This is a genomic window from Citrobacter sp. ANG330 (genome assembly GCF_047467925.1).
GTDB lineage: Bacteria > Pseudomonadota > Gammaproteobacteria > Enterobacterales > Enterobacteriaceae > Citrobacter_A > Citrobacter_A amalonaticus_G.
On sequence record NZ_JASJUI010000002.1, the window covers coordinates 505,432 to 524,338 of the forward strand.

Here is an 18,907-nt window from a genome sequence, read left to right on the forward strand (position 1 = left end):
TGAGTATAAACGCCACCGGGCATTTTGCCGGATAGCGGCGTTACCGCCTTATCCGGCCTACAAAACGACATCTCACGCTAACGCTTTGGTTATCTTCTCGTACAGATCGCCCGAGAGATTCTCCAGTCCTTTCAACTCTTCCAGCGCGGCACGCATTTTTTCCTGACGCTTCGCATCGTAACGTTTCAGACGGATCAAAGGTTCGATCAGACGTGACGCCACCTGCGGGTTACGGCTGTTAAGCTCGGTCAACATCTCAACCAGGAACTGATATCCGCTGCCATCTTCCGCATGGAAAGCCGCCGGGTTACTGCCGGCAAACGCGCCAATCAGCGAACGAATACGGTTCGGGTTGCTCAGGCTGAACGAACGGTGTTTCAACAGGCCGCGTACCGTATCCAGCACATTATCAGCCGGGCTGGTGGCCTGCAGGATAAACCATTTGTCCATCACCAGACCGTCCTGATGCCATTTGTCGTCATACTCCCGCATTAGCGCGTCACGGCACGGCAACTGCGCCGCCACGGCCGCAGATAGCGCCGCCAGCGCATCGGTCATGTTGTTGGCTTCACGATACTGCTTGCTCACCAGCGTGTCCGCCAGCGTCGTTTCACCGAAGGCCAGGAAGCGCAGGCAGGCGTTACGCAGCGTACGCTTGCCGATGTCCGCATGCTCGACGCGGTACTCCTCCAGCCGGTTGGCGTTGTAGATCGCCAGGAACTCATCCGCCAGTTCAGTCGCCAGCGTACGCGTTAACGCTTCGCGAACTTCAGCGATCGCCAGCGGATCGATGATATCAAACAACTCAGCAATTTCGTTTGCCGAAGGCAACGTCAGGATCTCCGCCGCCAGCGCCGGATCGATCTTCTCATCCAGCAGTACCGCGCGGAAAGCATCCGCCACATGCACTGGCAGAGACAACGGCTGCCCCTGCTGATGACGCGCCACATTCAGCTTGATATACGTTGCCAGGAGACTTTGCGCCGCGTCCCAACGGGAGAAGTCATTGCGCGCATGACGCATCAGGAACGTCAGTTGCTGATCGCTCCACTTGTATTCCAGTTTCACCGGTGCGGAGAACTCGCACAACAGCGCCGGTACCGGCTGGAAGTAAACGTTATCAAAAATAAACGTCTGCTCCGCCTGAGTGAAATTCAGTACCGAATTTACCGGGTGACCGCCTTTCTGCAGCGGTATCACTTTACCTTCGTTGTCATACAGCTCGATGGCAAACGGAATATGCAGCGGCAGTTTTTCCGCCTGATCCGGCGTTGGCGGCGTGCGCTGGCTGAGGGTCAGCGTGTATTGCTCGGTTTCCGGGTTGTAGTCATCTTTGACCGTGACAATCGGCGTGCCGGACTGGCTGTACCAGCGGCGGAAGTGGGAAAGATCGACGTTGGAGGCATCTTCCATTGCCTGGACGAAGTCATCACAGGTCGCCGCACTGCCGTCGTGACGCTCAAAGTACAGCTGCATGCCTTTCTGGAAATTCGTCTCGCCCAACAAGGTGTGGATCATGCGAATCACTTCTGCGCCCTTTTCATACACGGTCAGGGTGTAGAAGTTGTTCATCTCAATAACCATGTCCGGGCGGATTGGATGCGCCATCGGGCTGGCATCTTCAGCAAACTGCAGGCCGCGCATGGTGCGCACGTTGCTGATCCGGTTAACGGCACGGGAACCGAGATCCGAACTGAACTCCTGATCGCGGAAAACGGTCAAGCCCTCTTTCAGGCTCAACTGGAACCAGTCGCGACAGGTGACGCGGTTACCGGTCCAGTTGTGGAAATATTCATGGCCGATCACGCGCTCAATATCGAGATAATCTTTGTCGGTGGCGGTGTCTGTACGCGCCAGCACGTATTTGGAGTTAAAGATGTTAAGCCCTTTATTCTCCATCGCGCCCATATTAAAGAAGTCGACGGCAACGATCATATAGATGTCGAGATCGTACTCCAGGCCGAAGCGCTCTTCGTCCCACTTCATCGAATTCTGTAGCGAGGTCATCGCCCACGGCGCACGATCGAGATTGCCGCGATCCACGTACAGTTCCAGCGCTACTTCACGCCCTGACCGGGTCGTAAAGGTGTCGCGCAGCACGTCGAAATCACCGGCGACCAGCGCAAACAGATAGCACGGTTTCGGGAACGGATCCTGCCACTGAACCCAGTGGCGACCGTTTTCCAGTTCCCCCTCGCCGGTGCGGTTACCGTTGGAGAGCAGGAACGGATATTGACTTTTATCGGCAATAATTTTGGTGGTAAAACGCGCCAGCACGTCCGGGCGATCGAGATACCAGGTAATATGGCGGAAGCCTTCCGCTTCGCACTGGGTGCATAGCGCATCGCCCGATTGATACAGACCTTCCAGCGCGGTATTCCGGGCCGGGCTGATTTCATTCACAATACGCAGCGTAAAACGCTCGGGCAGATTGCTGATCACCAGCGCACCCGCTTCTTCTTTATACGCTGTCCACGGTTCATCGTTGATGTGGAGAGAGACCAGCGTCAGATCTTCTCCATCCAGTTTCAGCGGGGCATCCGATGCGCCATGACGAACAGCCTGGCTCACTGCCGTGACCACGGTTTTTTCAGCATCCAGGTCAAAGGTCAAGTCAATATCAGTAATCTGGTAATCCGGCGCACGGTAGTCGTGACGGTATTTGGCTTGTGGCTGTTGTGTCATAAAAAAACCTTTAGCATCTTTTGAAGAGTCTCAACTCCAGTCTATTCCTGTTGCGGAAATCACGCTACGCAGAATGTTTATCTTTTCAGGCACAAACACTCTTTTCGCTACATTTTTATAACACGAGGCACGAAATGCACTCGACCCTAACGTCAGCTTATGGTGTGATCGGGGTTCAATAAATCGCTAAACAGGGTATACTCCAGCGGTTTTCTTAGTTGTTTATTGTACTAAACGCTCCCGTGAGAGGATGCTACTGCGCACCTATGACACAATTCGCTTCTCCTGTTCTGCACTCGTTGCTGGATACAGATGCTTATAAGTTGCATATGCAGCAAGCCGTATTTCACCACTACTATGATGTGCAGGTAGCGGCTGAATTTCGTTGCCGAGGCGACGACCTGCTGGGTATTTATGCCGACACCATTCGCGAGCAGGTCAATGCTATGCAGCATCTGCGCCTGCAGGATGAAGAGTACCAGTGGCTCTCCGGCCTGCCCTTCTTCAAAGCGGATTACCTCAACTGGCTGCGTGATTTTCGCTATGACCCGCAACAGGTATCCGTCAGCAACGACAACGGGAAGCTGAATATCCGCTTAACCGGCCCGTGGCGTGAAGTCATCATGTGGGAAGTCCCACTGCTGGCGGTGATCAGTGAGCTGGTCCATCGTTATCGCTCACCAGAAGTGGGCGTCGCGCAGGCTCTCGATACGCTGGAGACGAAACTAGTCGATTTCTCTGCTTTAACGTCAAGTCTCGATATGTCCCGCTTCCACCTGATGGATTTCGGCACCCGTCGACGCTTTTCCCGTGAAGTGCAACAGGCTATCGTTAAGCGTTTGCAGCAGGAGTCGTGGTTTGTTGGCACCAGTAACTACGATCTGGCGCGTCGATTGTCGCTCACACCAATGGGCACACAGGCGCACGAGTGGTTCCAGGCGCATCAACAGATAAGCCCTGAACTGGCAACCAGTCAACGCGCCGCTCTCGCCGCATGGTTAAATGAATATCCGGATCAGTTAGGTATTGCTCTGACCGACTGCATCACAATGGATGCGTTCTTACGCGACTTTGGCAGCGAATTTGCGACCCGTTACCAGGGACTGCGCCATGACTCTGGCGATCCGGTTGAATGGGGTGAAAAAGCTATCGCTCACTATGAGAAGTTGGGTATCGATCCGCACAGCAAAACGCTGGTCTTTTCCGACAATCTGGATCTGAATAAAGCTGTCGATCTTTACCGGCATTTCTCCTCCCGCGTGCAGCTGAGTTTTGGTATTGGTACACGTCTGACGTGCGATATTCCACAGGTTAAGCCGCTTAACATTGTGATTAAACTGGTGGAGTGCAACGGTAAACCGGTTGCCAAACTGTCTGACAGCCCGGGAAAAACTATTTGCCACGACAAAGCTTTTGTTCGCGCGTTGCGCAAAGCGTTTGATTTACCGCATATCAAAAAAGCCAGTTAATCCTGCCAGGGAGCCGCGTCGGCTCCCTTTTAGCATTTATTTCTGAATTCTTTTCTTTTCCTGTTAATTCTACTTGTCTGATTGCAGATGCCAGGTAACATAGGAAATCCCCATTCCGGGGAACGTGTGTTTATATATCGGACTATTAACAGAGAGAATATTATGAGCGTTGTGCCTGTAGCCGACGTACTCCAGGGCCGCGTAGCCGTTGACAGCGAAGTCACCGTGCGCGGATGGGTACGTACCCGCCGAGATTCAAAAGCTGGCATCTCCTTCCTCGCCGTTTATGACGGTTCCTGCTTTGATCCTGTACAGGCCGTCATTAATAATTCTCTGCCCAATTACAATGAAGAAGTGCTGCGTCTGACCACCGGCTGCTCCGTTATTGTCACCGGCAAAGTTGTCGCTTCTCCGGGACAAGGACAGAGCTTTGAAATCCAGGCCACGGATGTTGAAGTCAGCGGCTGGGTAGAAGATCCGGACACGTACCCGATGGCGGCGAAACGTCACAGCATCGAGTACCTGCGTGAAGTTGCCCACCTGCGTCCGCGTACCAACATGATTGGCGCCGTCGCACGTGTTCGTCACACGCTGGCGCAAGCGCTGCATCGTTTCTTCGATGAGCAGGGCTTCTTCTGGGTTTCCACTCCGCTTATCACTGCGTCTGATACCGAAGGTGCTGGTGAGATGTTCCGCGTGTCGACGCTGGATCTGGAAAACCTGCCGCGTGACGATCAGGGCAAAGTGGATTTCGACAAAGACTTCTTTGGTAAAGAGTCCTTCCTGACCGTATCCGGCCAGTTGAACGGCGAAACTTACGCCTGCGCGCTGTCGAAAATCTATACCTTCGGCCCGACTTTCCGTGCGGAAAATTCCAACACCAGCCGTCACCTGGCGGAGTTCTGGATGCTGGAGCCGGAAGTGGCGTTCGCCAACCTGAGTGATATCGCAGGTCTGGCTGAAGGCATGCTGAAATATGCCTTCAAAGCCGTACTGACTGAGCGTGCTGACGACATGAAGTTCTTTGCCGAGCGCGTGGACAAAGAAGCGATTAGCCGTCTGGAACGTTTCATCGAAGCAGATTTCGCCCAGGTGGATTACACCGATGCCGTCGCCATTCTGGAAGAGTGCATTAAGAAAGGCAGAAAGTTCGAGAACCCGGTTTACTGGGGTGTCGATCTCTCCTCCGAGCATGAACGTTATCTGGCAGAAGAGCACTTTAAAGCGCCGGTGGTGGTGAAAAACTATCCGAAAGACATTAAAGCGTTCTATATGCGTCTGAACGAAGACGGAAAAACCGTGGCCGCAATGGACGTTCTGGCTCCGGGCATTGGTGAAATCATCGGTGGTTCTCAGCGTGAAGAGCGTCTGGATGTACTGGATGCGCGCATGCTGGAAATGGGTCTGAACAAAGAAGACTACTGGTGGTATCGCGATCTGCGCCGCTACGGTACCGTGCCGCACTCCGGCTTTGGTCTCGGCTTTGAGCGCCTGATCGCCTACGTTACCGGCGTACAGAACGTTCGTGACGTCATCGCCTTCCCGCGTACACCACGTAACGCGACGTTCTAAAACGGTCCTCAAAAAGGCCAGCGTTGCTGGCCTTTTTTATCGCCTGAAATGTCAGTTTTTGTGAAGAATAAGTAAGCAATTCTAAGATCAACCGTCCAATCCCTCACTACTGTTACCTGATATTTCGTCGTAACATTTCCGCACAAAAAATAATCCGTATTCTTATTGCGGATTAGTATTTACTCATCCAATAGCACATTTTATACACAACTCTACAGCATTCCAGACGTCCAGATACTGCCATAAGCAAAACTGGAAACGTCTATTTTCTGTACGCCGTTTTTCTTTTATTCAAATTAAAGATAAGAAAATCATATAAATAGATATAAGTGGTGTGATCTGGCGCTGAAATCGATTCGAAATATGATGTCGTTCACAAAGTTCCAAAAATGTAATAATTGGTTACACATTTTTTCTTTCTGAAACCAATTCTTTATCTTTGTAGCACTTTCACGGTAGCGAAACGATAGTTTGAATGGAAAGATGCCTGTCAGACACATAAAGACACCAAACTCTCATCAATAGTTCCGTAAATTTTTATTGACGGAATTTATTGGCGGCAGTGGCAGGTGTCATAAAAAAACCAATGAGGGTAATAAATAATGATGAAGCGCAATATTCTGGCAGTGGTTATCCCTGCCCTGCTGGTAGCCGGTGCAGCTAACGCTGCAGAAATCTACAACAAAGATGGCAACAAACTGGACCTGTACGGTAAAGCGGTAGGTCTGCACTATTTTTCTGACAACGCAGGCAATGACGGCGACCAGACTTATGCACGTCTTGGCTTTAAAGGGGAAACTCAGATCAATGACCAACTGACCGGTTACGGCCAGTGGGAATATAACTTCGCCGGTAACAACTCTGAAGGTGGTTCTGACGCGCAGAACAACAACAAAACCCGTCTGGCATTCGCCGGTCTGAAATTCGGTGACGCGGGCTCCTTCGACTATGGTCGTAACTACGGTATCGTTTACGATGCGCTGGGTTACACCGATATGCTGCCAGAATTCGGCGGTGATACTGCGTACAGCGATAACTTCTTCGTTGGCCGTGTTGGTGGCGTAGCGACCTATCGTAACGCTAACTTCTTCGGTCTGGTTGATGGCCTGAACTTCGGCGTTCAGTACCTGGGCAAAAACGAGCGCGCAAGCAGCTACGAAGTTGACGCTACCGATCCGACCAGCAACAACTTCAGCGATGTTCGTCGTTCTAACGGTGACGGCGTTGGCGGCTCCATCAGCTATGAGTTCGAAGGCTTCGCTGTTGTAGGTGCTTACGGTGCTGCTGACCGTACTAATGCACAGCAAGATCCGGCACTGCGTGGCAGTGGCGAAAAAGCTGAGCAGTGGGCGACCGGCCTGAAATATGACGCGAACAACATTTACCTTGCGACCAACTACGGTGAAACCCGTAACGCGACTCCGATCAGCGGTGGTTTCGCCAACAAAACTCAGGACTTCTTCGTGGTCGCTCAGTACCAGTTCGATTTCGGTCTGCGTCCGTCCATCTCCTACAACAAATCTAAAGCGAAAGACGTAGAAGGTGTGGGTAGTGAAGATCTGGTGAACTACATTGAAGTAGGTGCTACCTACTACTTCAACAAAAACATGTCCACCTATGTTGACTACCAGATCAACCAGATTGATTCTGACAACAAACTGGGCGTGAACTCTGACGACACCGTTGCTCTGGGTATCGTCTACCAGTTCTAATAGCAGACCCCTTTGTTAAATGCCTAAAAAACAGGACTTCGGTCCTGTTTTTTTATGCCTGTCAGCAAAATCTTGCGACTTCAAAAAACCTTCAGGCTTTTCATCACTAACGGTTGGCATTTTGTAAATCTACCGTTAACCTGATAACGGATTTCCCTTCTGTAACCACAATGGAACCTCGTCATGTTTGAGAACATTACTGCCGCCCCTGCCGACCCCATTCTGGGTCTGGCCGATCTGTTTCGTGCTGATGACCGTCCTTCGAAAATTAACCTTGGGATCGGTGTCTATAAAGATGAAACTGGCAAAACGCCAGTGCTGACCAGCGTTAAAAAAGCCGAGCAATACTTACTCGAAAATGAAACAACAAAAAACTACCTCGGCATTGACGGTATTCCAGAATTTGGCCGTTGCACGCAGGAGCTGCTGTTCGGCAAAGGAAGTGCGCTTATCAATGACAAACGCGCACGCACGGCGCAAACGCCGGGTGGCACCGGCGCACTTCGCGTTGCAGCCGACTTCCTGGCAAAAAATACGGCAGTAAAACGCGTATGGGTGAGCAACCCAAGCTGGCCGAACCATAAGAGCGTGTTTAACTCCGCCGGGCTGGAAGTACGCGAATACGCTTATTACGACGCAGAAAACCATTCTCTGGACTTTGACGCGTTGCAAAATAGCCTGAGCGAAGCACAGGCGGGTGATGTGGTTCTGTTCCACGGTTGTTGCCATAACCCAACCGGTATCGATCCTACGCTTGAACAGTGGCAAACCCTGGCTCAGCTTTCCGTCGAGAAAGGCTGGTTACCCCTGTTTGACTTCGCTTATCAGGGCTTCGCCCGTGGTCTGGAAGAAGATGCCGAAGGACTGCGTGCATTCGCCGCACTGCACAAAGAGCTGATCGTCGCGAGCTCCTACTCCAAGAACTTTGGCCTGTACAACGAGCGCGTCGGTGCGTGTACGCTGGTAGCCGCTGATGCAGAAACCGTTGACCGCGCCTTCAGCCAGATGAAATCCGCCATCCGTGCGAACTACTCTAACCCACCGGCCCATGGCGCATCGGTGGTTGCCACTATCCTCAGCAACGATGCGCTGCGCGCAATCTGGGAACAGGAACTGACCGACATGCGTCAGCGCATTCAGCGCATGCGTCTGCTGTTTGTAAACACCCTGCAAGAGAAAGGGGCGGATCGCGATTTCAGCTTCATCATCAAACAAAACGGCATGTTCTCGTTCAGCGGCCTGACCAAAGAGCAGGTTCTGCGTCTGCGTGAAGAGTTTGGCGTTTATGCGGTGGCTTCTGGTCGCGTCAACGTTGCCGGAATGACCCCGGATAACATGGCGCCGCTGTGCGAAGCTATTGTCGCCGTGCTGTAAGACGTGCAATAAAAGCAAAGCCCGCTTACTCGCGGGCTTTTTTATTGGGTCTCACCAGACAGGCATTTCATCCTGCAGGAACGGGTTGTGCAACCGTTCATAGCCCAGCGTCGACAGTGGGCCATGGCCCGGAATAAACGTCACATCATCGCCTAACGGCAACAGCTTACGTTTGATCGAGTCAATCAACTGACTGTGATCGCCGCGCGGGAAATCACTGCGCCCGACTCCACCTTTAAAAATCACGTCGCCTGAGATGAGAAGTTGTGAGCGCTCGTCAAAGAAAACCACGTGTCCAGGCGTATGGCCCGGGCAATGTAACACCTGTAAAGTCACATTCCCTACGCTGACACGATCTCCTTCGTTAAGCCAACGGTCAGGCGTCAGTGGCTGACATTCGCCGAGGCCAAACATGCGACTTTGAGCAGACAGGCCCTGCAGCCAGAACTCATCTTCTTTTTCCGGACCGATAACCGGGATGCCATAATGCTGCGCCAGTTCTGCCGCGGCTCCTACATGATCAAGGTGTCCGTGAGTGAGCAGGATCTGCGTCAACGTGGTACCACTGGCGTCCACTTCCTGTTTGATTTTCTCAGCATCGCCGCCGGGATCGACAAGCGCTGCCAGACGCGTTTGCTCACACCAGACCAAAGAACAGTTCTGGGCGAACGCGGTGACCGGAATAATACGATAGTTCATACTGCTCCTGTTTCGTTAATCACCAGTGCCGCGCCGGCCCGGTGTCAATATGCACAAAGTTACTGCGTGGGTAGTATCCTACACCACCTGCGCGCATAGATAACGCAGCTTTGCGAATATTACTTAACGAAATGCCTTCAATATGAAAATCCATTGCCTGGCCTTTGGTGTGGTAGCTCTGTTTCGCTACCCCACGGCTATGGGCACGTAATTCATTGTTGGTATCCAGCGATCGATAACCGGAAATCAACTGAACAGGTTTACGCGTTCCAAGCAGCCCTTGCAGGCGGAAAAGCTGATCGAAAAGTCGGGGATCGATGGACTTCACCTTATTCGCGCGATAGTCACGGAAAAAATGGTTAAGTTTGGCTAATTCATCCTGAATATAAGCTCTGCCATCAAAAAATTCCGCTTTGATTGACTCTCCGGTGTTGAGGTTGCTCAGAGTCAAAATACGCGGACGCGGGGTAGAGAGTGTGGCAAACGCAGGCACAGGCAAGATGGCAGCCCCGAGGGCAGCACCACCTAACGCCAGCAGTTTGCGGCGATTAGCGTCAAATTTGTCCATGGTTTAAGGTCTACAGGTCAATGTTATCGTCGATATGCTTTAGCGCACGATAGGCACCTTAACTGGCATCAAAGCCGCCGTCAAGTTGGCCCAACCCCAGCAATGACGGGGCTTCTGGGCCGATGCCCCTGTCACTGCCAAATATTACGACAACAAATTTCCCAGAACCTCTTCATTTACCTGATTAATTGTTCTGCTTTTGCCACAATTTGTGCGCTGGATCGCGCTGTCAGATCATAATTGTAAATATCTGTACGATATTGAGTACGCCCATCCGCGCCAACAAACGCCGTCAGGTAGTAAAGATTGACCGGAATCGTCTGGCGAATATTCACGTAACGCGTGTCTCCCTGCTTCAGGGCATCAGAAATGCGCGTGTCGTTCCAGCCTGCGTCCTGCAACAGCATATTGGCCAGTTCAGACGCCTTGTTTACGCGCACGCAACCGGAGCTGAGCGCCCGGGTATCCTTCTGAAACAGATTGTGGTTCGGCGTATCGTGCAGATAAATAGCATCTGAACTTGGCATATTGAACTTATAGCGCCCCAGCGAGTTACGCGCTCCCGGCGCCTGCTGGAAACGGAACGGTAAATTTGACGGCGTGATGGTTGACCAGTCAACCTGCCACGGATCAATCGCCTCCCGGCTGTTCCAGCCACGCATCACGGTGTAGCCGTGACGTTCAAGATAACCCGGATCGTTCCACAGTTTGGGCAGGATGTCTTTACGTGCCAGCGTCGGCGGGACATTCCACGGTGGATTGACCACCACGTTATTCAGCGCGCTGCTCATCATCGGCGTTTTACGATCGGGACGACCGACAATCACCCGGGATGCCAGCACCTGATTGCCGCCCTGATAATAGACCAGCGAATACGCCGGAATATTCACCATAATTCCCGTTGATAGTTCAGACGGTAGCAAACGCAGACGCTGGATGTTGAGCGCCAGAACGCCCGCACGCTGGGCAGGCGTTACATTCAGCCAGTCGCGGGTAGCAGGGCCAATTGCGCCATCCGCGCCCAGCCCTTGCCAGGTCTGGAAGCGTTTTACCGCTTCGACCAGCTCTTTATCGTATGCAGCACGAACAGCCGGTGCGGGTTTACTGCGCGACTCTGTGTGTTTCGCTGCATCAACGCCTGGCGTTTCGACAGAAACCGCTGATGGGCTAACCACCGCGTCTGATGGGGTCTCATCGCCCGGCAGCGCAATTTTTGGCCCCCCTTCCAGCATCCCGGTACGTTGCAGGATTTCGCGCAGCGCCGGTACATCGTTACTCCACTGACCCGGTCGCAGCGTCGTTTTGGCGGTTAACTGCGGCCACGGGCGCGAATCGCCCACCAGCGTTAATAACGATGCGTGCATCGGTGCGTATTGCGGGTGCTGAGGTGCCAGCCCGGCGATAAACGTCGGGAGTTGCCCATTATCCAGCGCAACCTGCCACTGATTGATGACTGACAGGGGCGGCGTGGCCAGCGCGTACGGCTTGCTGCTATAAAGCCAGCGATTACCTTTGACTGGAATATTGGCGATGAAATGAAGGTAGCCCATCATGGCGTCAGACAGGACCAGATCGCGCGTCAGACCGCTAACCCCCGGATCGGTCAATAACGCCACCCAGGTGGTGAACTGAGGCTGGAAGCCAGCAATGGCGACTTCTGCCAACTGTTGCTGGAACGCTTTGACAGCTTCGCGATTTTCCCACATTGGTTTCATATCGCGCGCCGCATAAAGCAGTTCAAGCTGATTCATATAGACAGGCGTATAGCCTGAAGGAAGTTGCGACTGAAGCTCAGCTCGCGCCTTTTCCGCCGCCCCCTCAGGGAGCGGCTGCAGGCCCGCCATCACTGCCGTTGCGCCAGATTGCGCCTGCGGTTGGGCGAGACTCTGCTCACTGGCAACAACAGGATTATCACCAGGAATAACCTCAGGCTCATCAGCCCGAACACTGGACAGTGGAGCGAATGCTACGGCCAGGCATAAACTCATTGCCGGGAGCCGACGACCACCAATTTTATTAAGCAACATCCCTTGCCCTCTGGTTACATTACGACATGCTCACATCTATCGGAGCTTTCCTTCATTATAGAAAGGCTGATATGCGATTGCCTAACCTAATGTAAAGAAGTTTAAAGAAAATGCACCTGAAATCCATCGTTTAAGAAATGAAAAAGACGGCTTTTCAGCCGTCCGAGAGTGATGACAAACTTTATTCCGATACCGGACAAGCAAAGATCACCTCATTAAAAACCAGGAAAATCAATTCATTGATTTTCGGCTGATAACCACAAGGAAGGAAAAACCACGTTTTTTCCTTTCTTGTCAGCAGCCTAAGACGGCTTTTCAGCCGTCTTTAGGGTTTTAGCTGGCCTCTGACGGGGCGTCAGCCTCGCCGGGGAGTGGATCCGGCAACTGCGGCGCGAATCCGCGCAGCCCGACCACATGGACATGTTCCGTATTCTGGAAGACTTTACGCACCAGCTTATAGGTGGTGCCCTTCTCCGGACTGATGTTTTCCGGCGCCGCGATGATAAGCTGCATCTGCAGACGCTCACACAGCTCAAACAACGTCGCGATAGAGCGCGCATCCAGACGGGCGGCTTCATCGAGGAACAGCAGACGGCATGGTGAGATATCTTTCCCGCGCAGACGGCGCGCTTCATCTTCCCAGCTTTGAACCACCATCACCAGGATCGACATCCCGGTACCGATCGCTTCACCGGTCGACAGCGCACCGGACTCCGCACGCAGCCAGCCATCAGAACCACGGTTAACTTCCACTTCCATTTCGAGATAGTTACGGTAGTCCAGCAACTCTTCGCCAATGGTTTGTGGCGTACGCTGTCCCATGTCGATCTGCGGATTCAGACGCTGATACAGTTTCGCCAGCGCTTCCGAGAAAGTCAGGCGATTGCTGTTGAACAGATCCTGATGCTGCTCATGCTGTTCAGACAACACTTCCAGCAGCGTGGCATGAGTTTCACGCACATTCACGTTCAGACGCACGCTGTGAACCTGGCCGAACGATACGCTCTGCAACCCCTGGTTGAGTTGACGGATACGGTTCTGCTCGCGCTGGATGGTCTTACGAATAATGTTCGCCACGCTACGTGAACTGATCGCCAGTTTCTGCTCACGCGACGTCAGCTCTTCGGTCAGACGGCCTAACTCAATTTCCATCTGTTCGATGGCTTCCACCGGATCGTCTGTACGAATGATATCCTGACGGATACGTTCGCGCAGGTGCTGATACACCGCGACAAAGAACTGAATCTTACGTTCCGGGCGCTTCGGATCTTCCGACAGACGCAGAACGTCACGCAGATGTTCGTTATCAGCGACCGCCAGACGCAGCGCACCCAGCGCCTTATCCGACATCGAACGCAGTTCGTCACCCGAGAGATAGGCCAGCTCACGGCGGTGCAGACGACGCTCGACGCCGCTGTCTTTCACCAGTCGCATCACCGCGCACCAGCCTGCTTTCGCGGTTACCACCTGCTCACGCATTTCATGGTAATCGCGTTCCAGTTTGCGCAGTTTACGGGTCAGGTTATCCATCTCCGCTTCACAGAAGGTCAGCGCTTTTTCGAGCTGGTTACGCCGCGCACGGTTGTTGCTGAGCTGCGAATGCAACTCATCGCGACGAATGCGCGCACGTTCTTCCGCTCCGCTGTCGGCGCGAACGCCGATATCCTGCAGTTCACGCTGTAAATCGTTGAGCAGTTCTTTCTTGGTATCGTAAGAACTTTTCAGCGAGGCCAGAACCTGGTTGTACTGACTCAGTTGCGCCGCATGACCGCGCAGGGCTTCACGGGCGCGGGTACGTTCCGCTTCCGCATGTTCCAGTCGCTCACGCAGTTTTTCGTTCAGATCGCTGTTGCCACTGAGCATTTCCGCTGAGTCGGAATAACCAAAGTGCGCACGACGCTGAACGACTTCAGTCAGCGCAAACGCCTGCTGACGGGCATCACGCTGCGTCTGCTGGGAGTACGCGTAATCTTCTTTCAGTTGTTCAAACTGTTCCGGATCGCTCTGCAACACCGAAACCATCGGTTCCAGTTTTGCCAGTTGATTACCGTGCTGCTGTACAAAGCGAGCGGCTTCCTGCGCTTCATCCAGACGCTCGCGGATCTCGTCCACACGGTCCGCCAGGCTATCGTCAGCCAGCAGATTCAGACGGGGCAGCAGGCGGTTCAGTGCGGTAACGCCTTCTTTCGCCTGTTCGTACTGCAGACGCTGCTGCTGGTTGTCATTTTCGTGGGTGGTCAGTGCACGTTCCAGCTCAACGCGACGGCTGTTGAGCTGGCGAATTTCAGCTTCCGGATCGGATTCAAAGGCCACCGAAAGATGACTGCCAATGAAGCGGCTGAACGCCTGATGCAGACGCTGTGTTTTCTGCACGTCAAAAGAGAGTGTGGCAAAACGCTCGGATAATCCTTCACGCTCGGCATGCAGCGTTTCGATACGGTTTTCTCGCGCCGCACGACCAAACAGCGGTACGGACGGGAAACGCGAGTAGCGCCACTGGCGATCGGCAATTTTCACCACCACCGCTTTTTCCAGTTCGTCGACGCTGAAGACGCTGTCATCAAACGACTGCGGATCCCCTTCGATCAGATACAAATCTTCCGGGCAATCCGTCAACCCTTCCAGTTGTTCAGCGATTAGCGACAGATCCGGTACTACGATGGCGTGACGCGACGGACCATACAGCGCGGAGAAGTACGGAGCATCTTCCAGACTGACGTCGTCGTAAATTTCAGACAACAGCACGCCACCAAAACGTTCCGCCAGCGCATTCAGGCGCTGATCTTCCGAACCGCCTGGCTGACTTAAACGTTCGATCTCTTCATCGACGGCGTTCTTGCGCGCGCCAACTTCATCGCGTTCCACAATCGCTTCACGTTCACGCTCGAGCAATTGCTGCAGATATTCGGTCACTTCCTGGCTGGAAGTAAACTCTTCACCACACTGTTCGCTGAGCTGGCTCAGGCTGTTTTGTGCCGCCAGCCAGACAGGCGCCCGCTGCATTAAGTGCTGAATACGCGACTGTAGCTGTTCCTGCTCCTGGCGCAGCGCCATGCGCTGTTCATGTGCGCTGGAAACGTTGTCAGACAGCGAGGCGATACGCGCTTCCAGTTCCTGATGCAGGGCTTCCAGTTCGTCAATATCGAAATTTTTGCCCTGACGTTTACAGAATTCCGCCAGCAGGCGTTCGGCTTCCTGCTGCTCACGCAGACGCTGTTCCAGTTCGCTCAGTCGCATACGCAGCGGCTGCACCTGTTCCGCCAGGTGACGCTGGTCAACGCCTTCGCGCAGCAGTTCGCGCGCCACGTCCCAGGCCTCATTTCGCGCCAGCGGGCCATTGATCGCCACCACCAGTTGATACGCCTGCTCGAACTGACTGTGCGCGGTTTGCGCCACGCTCATTTTCTGTTCCAGCGAGAGCATTTTTTCGGTCGCTTCCTGCTCTTTCGCCTGGAAGGTCTCCAGCCACTCAGCGGCACTATCGGCCGTCAGATCCGGCAGATGACACACCGCTCTGGCGCGCTCCAGCGCCGAGATCGCCTGATTGTACTGAATCGCGCGGGTCTGCTGAACGTCCAGCGCCTGCTGGTAATCCGCCAGTTGGCTTTTCAGCTCATCCACTTCCAGCTCGGCCGCTTCGGCGCGCGCTTCGTTCTCTTCCTGACGATCGGCGGCTTCTGCGACTACTTCGTTTTGTTCTTCGAGACGGATCTGCAACTCGTCGAGATCCGCTTCATAACGTTCAATTTTTTCCTGCTGACGCAGCGCGGTTTGCACCAGATTCAGGTGATCGCTGGCCGCCTGATAATCGGCTTCGAGATCGCCTTCCGCGCCGTTGTGCTCGCCCAACTCACGCGCCATGTCAACGTGCTTATACTGCTCCGCTGCCAGCTGTTTGCGTGAGGTGTAGAGTTCGCGACGAAATTCCAGCGCTTTGTCGAGGTGGATCCGGCGCTCATTGGCGTGGCGCATATAGTCCGCCGCCACATAGTTGGTGGCTTCGCTGATCAAGTGTTTAAACAGATCGCGATCGGACTGGGTAACGCGAATGGCTTCCAGCGTCAGGCGGTTTTCCCGCAACGCCGCTTCCATATCCTGGAACGCCTTACGCACCCCGCTGTTTTCCGGCAACAGGTAGTCGCGCAGAGAACGGGTGATCGCGCTGGAAATCCCGCCGTACAGAGAGGCTTCAATCAGACGATAGAATTTACTACGGTCAGACGCAGAGCGCAGACGACGGGCGATGAGGCCCAGATCGAACATCAGCGAATGGTAATCGGTTATCGAGTTGAACTGCTTAAACTGCACGCCTTCCATCTCGTCGAGCTTTTCTTTCAGCTCCGTTAACGGCAGGACGCGCGCCTGACGTTCGTTCAGCGTCTCCGTCACCAGTTGCGTGGGCTGTACCGACATCGGCAGCCCCTGAATGGCAAACGGTTTGATGTCGACTTTACGGTCACGTCCGGCAACCTGCTGCAAACGCACACCCACCACCACGCGCTGATGGCGCGAGTTGATCGTATCGAGCATCGAATAACAGACACCGGCTTTCAACTTACCGTGCAGACCTTTGTCGCGTGAGCCGCTGGTCGCGCCTGCTTCAGTGGTGTTACGGAAGTGCAGCAGGGTTAAATCCGGGATCAGCGCCGTGACGAATGCCGCCATGGTGGTGGATTTCCCCGCGCCGTTCCCTCCGGAAAGCGTGGTGACCAGTTCATCCAGGTCAAAAGTGCGGGCAAAGAAACCGTTCCAGTTAATCAGCGTTAGTGAGCGAAATTTACCGCGTTCAATCATTATTCTTCTTCTCCACTGTCCGGCTGATTCTCTTCGGTCTCATCATTGAGCTGCAGGTGGTTTTCGACCGGCATCGCTTCACCATCGCGAATCAGACGACGCTGCGCTTCGCGCGGGTCGTCGCCCGTTCGTACATCCGCGCCAAAGCGAAACACCGATTCCGTAATGCGAAATTTGCTGCTGTCGTGCCCCATAAACCACACCATGCCTAAACGGCGCAGGCGGTTTAATGACGAACGCATTTTTTCCTGTAACTTCTGGCGGTCAACGTCGGAACCGGTTGAACGGTTATTCACCAGCTTCAACAGTTTCGCTTCGTCAGCCAGCGTCAGCAGCTCGTCGTACAACTCCTGCTGAGTGAAAATCCCCTCGTTCGCCAGCCGCTCCGGACTGAGGTAGAGGTAGCAGAGAATTTTACCGACCATCATATCCAGTTCAGACAACACGGAACGCGGGATAATGGTCGTTGAACGCGGACGCAGGTAGAAGAAACCTTCCGGCGCGCGGATCAATTCCACGTTATAGCGGCTGTAAAACTCTTCCAGATAGTCCTGAAAATCCATCAAAAAGGCATGATTATCCAGTTCATCCAGACCGATGTGGCGGCCTGAACGTAATGCGCTATCCAGCGCCGGAAATAACGGATTCGCCAGCGCCTGCGCCAGCTTAACCGGCATCACTTGTTCAATATTTGTCAATGACATGCGCCTGTACCTTGGCTCCGTAATCATTAATCGGCTGCCATTTGGCTGGCAGTCCGGTGAAGTCTGCTTGCGCTACGCCAAGACGTACCGCCTGATCGATAACAATGCGCGCAACGTCGAAATGACGCGCACGCGGATATTGGGCAAGATACTCGCGCACCACCAGACCGAGATCCAATGGGGTCTCTTTAGATTTGTAGATAGCCAGTTGGCCTTCAATAATTGCCGCCAGCTGTTCGCGGATCTCGTTAAACTCTTCGTACTCTAAATCCGGCGGAAGTTCCCCGGTAACCTCTTCATCACGCAACGCCATCTCTTCGTCACGCATATCCAGCAGACGATCGGCGTTGGCGTAGGTCAGTGCCCACGGCTCGTCAAAGTAGGTCTGTACCGACTGACGTAAGCGCTGGGCAAAGACGCGGTTTTTATCCATATCGATGGCGGTACGGATAAATTTGTGAACGTGGCGGTCATAGCCAATCCACAGATCGATCGACTGCTGGCCCCAACTGATAATACGATCGAGCTTGCTTTGCAGGTCAAACACCAGACGATCCACAAAATGCAGATCGTCATGGGCCAGCGTCGCATCCTGGATACGCAGCAGATTAGCCTGCAATTTATCGCCTGCCGCCTCCAGCGTATCCTGCAACTCGCGCAGCGTGCCGGAGGTTTCTGACAGGAGCAGTTCACAGCTTGAAATCGCCGCGCGCCAGTCTTTATTCAGCAGTTGCGCGATATCATCTTTCACCTGCTGCTGCTGTTCATCCATGATGCGCTGGGTCAGATCGATACTGTCGAAAATCTCAGCGACCGAATACTTGAGCGGTGCATAGACGTTGCGGTGCCAGTGGAATTCATCGCCACCCTCATCTGCCGCATCTGCCGCACGCTTGAGTTCACCCGCCACGATCGACAGCTGCATTGACAGACGCAGCGTGGAAAATTCACGTTGGCGGATGTAGTAATCGGTAATGCCAATGCCGAGCGGCGTCAAACGATAAATCGCGTTCCCTTCTGCCTGCTCACTGGTAAAGCGGTTCAGCAGACGTTGACGCACCATATCGTTGATCGCATTGTTCGCGCGCACGCCAATGGTTTCGCTGGTTTGCTCAAACGCATCACTTACATGGCGGAACGCATCCACCAGTTCGCCTTCGCTCATCTCACCGTCCAGGCGCTCGCCGTTCAGTGTAGCTACCGCTAACAGGAACGAGAGTCGGTCTACCGGCAGCGAGATAGAGAAGTCATTTTTTCTGGCCCAGGCAACCAGTTCGGGGACTGTCTGGGAAAATTCACTCAT

The 18,907-nt window shown here is 53.7% G+C and carries 11 protein-coding genes; 4 read left to right on the forward strand and 7 right to left on the reverse strand.

What is annotated here, in order from left to right; translation table 11 throughout:
* Window positions 1-72 precede the first annotated feature (72 nt).
* Complete coding sequence (gene pepN, locus QNN88_RS08175) at window positions 73-2,685, reverse strand: aminopeptidase N (protein WP_414239765.1); 2,613 nt, start codon at window positions 2,683-2,685, stop codon at window positions 73-75.
* Window positions 2,686-2,951: 266 nt separating this feature from the next.
* On the opposite strand from pepN, the gene pncB reads away from it, so the two are divergent.
* The 4 genes from pncB (at window position 2,952) to aspC (ending at window position 8,812) form a co-directional block, all read left to right on the forward strand.
* Window positions 2,952-4,154: a nicotinate phosphoribosyltransferase gene (gene pncB, locus QNN88_RS08180; RefSeq protein ID WP_253318994.1), complete on the forward strand. Its 1,203-nt coding sequence runs from the start codon at window positions 2,952-2,954 to the stop codon at window positions 4,152-4,154.
* Window positions 4,155-4,316: 162 nt separating this feature from the next.
* The gene (asnS, locus tag QNN88_RS08185; RefSeq protein ID WP_414239766.1) at window positions 4,317-5,726 is read left to right on the forward strand and encodes an asparagine--tRNA ligase; all 1,410 of its coding nucleotides are present in this window, start codon (window positions 4,317-4,319) and stop codon (window positions 5,724-5,726) included.
* Window positions 5,727-6,328: 602 nt separating this feature from the next.
* A complete protein-coding gene (gene ompF, locus QNN88_RS08190) occupies window positions 6,329-7,438 on the forward strand; it encodes a porin OmpF (protein WP_414239767.1) in 1,110 nt (369 codons plus the stop codon).
* 183 nt (window positions 7,439-7,621) lie between these two features.
* Complete coding sequence (gene aspC, locus QNN88_RS08195) at window positions 7,622-8,812, forward strand: aspartate transaminase (protein WP_414239768.1); 1,191 nt, start codon at window positions 7,622-7,624, stop codon at window positions 8,810-8,812.
* Between the two features lie 51 nt (window positions 8,813-8,863).
* On the opposite strand, the gene QNN88_RS08200 is transcribed toward aspC, so the two are convergent.
* From QNN88_RS08200 to mukF, 6 genes are all read right to left on the reverse strand, one after another.
* Entirely contained in the window at window positions 8,864-9,511 is a 648-nt protein-coding gene (locus tag QNN88_RS08200; RefSeq protein WP_414239769.1) for an MBL fold metallo-hydrolase, read from the reverse strand.
* Window positions 9,512-9,530: 19 nt separating this feature from the next.
* Window positions 9,531-10,079, reverse strand: coding sequence for a YcbK family protein (locus QNN88_RS08205; protein ID WP_043001180.1), 549 nt, complete (start codon window positions 10,077-10,079; stop codon window positions 9,531-9,533).
* Between the two features lie 176 nt (window positions 10,080-10,255).
* Window positions 10,256-12,106, reverse strand: coding sequence for a L,D-transpeptidase (ldtD, locus tag QNN88_RS08210; RefSeq protein WP_414239770.1), 1,851 nt, complete (start codon window positions 12,104-12,106; stop codon window positions 10,256-10,258).
* Between the two features lie 333 nt (window positions 12,107-12,439).
* A complete protein-coding gene (mukB, locus tag QNN88_RS08215) occupies window positions 12,440-16,900 on the reverse strand; it encodes a chromosome partition protein MukB (protein ID WP_414239771.1) in 4,461 nt (1,486 codons plus the stop codon).
* Entirely contained in the window at window positions 16,900-17,604 is a 705-nt protein-coding gene (mukE, locus tag QNN88_RS08220; protein WP_043001183.1) for a chromosome partition protein MukE, read from the reverse strand. The genes mukB and mukE overlap by 1 nt, the downstream gene beginning before the upstream one ends.
* Complete coding sequence (gene mukF / locus QNN88_RS08225) at window positions 17,585-18,907, reverse strand: chromosome partition protein MukF (protein ID WP_042320184.1); 1,323 nt, start codon at window positions 18,905-18,907, stop codon at window positions 17,585-17,587. Before mukF ends, mukE begins: the two co-directional genes overlap by 20 nt.

Coding starts and splice junctions, on each gene's coding strand:
- pepN (WP_414239765.1), bottom strand. CDS start 2,685: ATGACACAACAGCCACAAGCCAAATACCGTCACGACTACCGTGCGCCG.
- pncB (WP_253318994.1), top strand. CDS start 2,952: ATGACACAATTCGCTTCTCCTGTTCTGCACTCGTTGCTGGATACAGAT.
- asnS (WP_414239766.1), top strand. CDS start 4,317: ATGAGCGTTGTGCCTGTAGCCGACGTACTCCAGGGCCGCGTAGCCGTT.
- ompF (WP_414239767.1), top strand. CDS start 6,329: ATGATGAAGCGCAATATTCTGGCAGTGGTTATCCCTGCCCTGCTGGTA.
- aspC (WP_414239768.1), top strand. CDS start 7,622: ATGTTTGAGAACATTACTGCCGCCCCTGCCGACCCCATTCTGGGTCTG.
- QNN88_RS08200 (WP_414239769.1), bottom strand. CDS start 9,511: ATGAACTATCGTATTATTCCGGTCACCGCGTTCGCCCAGAACTGTTCT.
- QNN88_RS08205 (WP_043001180.1), bottom strand. CDS start 10,079: ATGGACAAATTTGACGCTAATCGCCGCAAACTGCTGGCGTTAGGTGGT.
- ldtD (WP_414239770.1), bottom strand. CDS start 12,106: ATGTTGCTTAATAAAATTGGTGGTCGTCGGCTCCCGGCAATGAGTTTA.
- mukB (WP_414239771.1), bottom strand. CDS start 16,900: ATGATTGAACGCGGTAAATTTCGCTCACTAACGCTGATTAACTGGAAC.
- mukE (WP_043001183.1), bottom strand. CDS start 17,604: ATGTCATTGACAAATATTGAACAAGTGATGCCGGTTAAGCTGGCGCAG.
- mukF (WP_042320184.1), bottom strand. CDS start 18,907: ATGAGTGAATTTTCCCAGACAGTCCCCGAACTGGTTGCCTGGGCCAGA.